Origin of the sequence: Paracoccus sp. IB05 (assembly GCF_016405985.1) — a bacterium.
Taxonomy (GTDB): Bacteria; Pseudomonadota; Alphaproteobacteria; order Rhodobacterales; family Rhodobacteraceae; genus Pseudogemmobacter.
Map to the genome: position 1 here is coordinate 1 of NZ_JAEFCF010000105.1, position 576 is coordinate 576.

The window sequence follows — 576 nt, forward strand, 5'->3', positions numbered from 1 at the left end:
CGGGTCGTATTTGAGCGTGAACTTGCGGCTCTCCCGGCCCATCAGCCAGCGCAACCCGTCCGACCAGTAGCGGATGTGGAAGAGGTGCAGGCCGTCGCGCTGCAAAACCCGCCGCTCGGAGGGCAGAAAATCGACCAGGAACTGCCTGAGATCGGCCGGCATGCGAAGCCGGGCCTCGTTCACCCGCGCCGCCCAAGCCGCCGCAGGCGTGGTTTCCAGGGCGCTGTGGACCCGCGCATGGTAGGAGCCGGTGATTTCGAGCGCGAGCCAGGTCTCCAGCTCATCGAGTGTCATCACCGCCTCGGCTTCGGCATCGAGATCGCCGCGCTCGAAAACGTTCGAGAAATGCGAGCCCGGCAGCAGGTGAATCGCGCCCATCATTGTTCCGATCAGCCGTTCGATATGGCCGCCATAACGCGGCGTTCCCGGTGGTCGGTGCCGCAGGTCGATCTGGTATTCCGAACAGGCCCGCTCGAAGGCGGCAGCGTGAAACTCCGCGCCATTGTCCACGTAAATTGCGTTCGGGATACCCTGCGCAGACCAATCCGCGCTGATTCCGCGCGCGGTGAGCCAATG

General features: G+C 64.6%; 1 protein-coding gene. It reads right to left on the reverse strand.

Going from position 1 to position 576, the window contains the following annotated elements; genetic code table 11:
- Window positions 1–576 (reverse strand): Mu transposase C-terminal domain-containing protein (locus tag JC607_RS25245; RefSeq protein ID WP_198839450.1); only part of this gene is annotated, 576 nt, incomplete at both ends.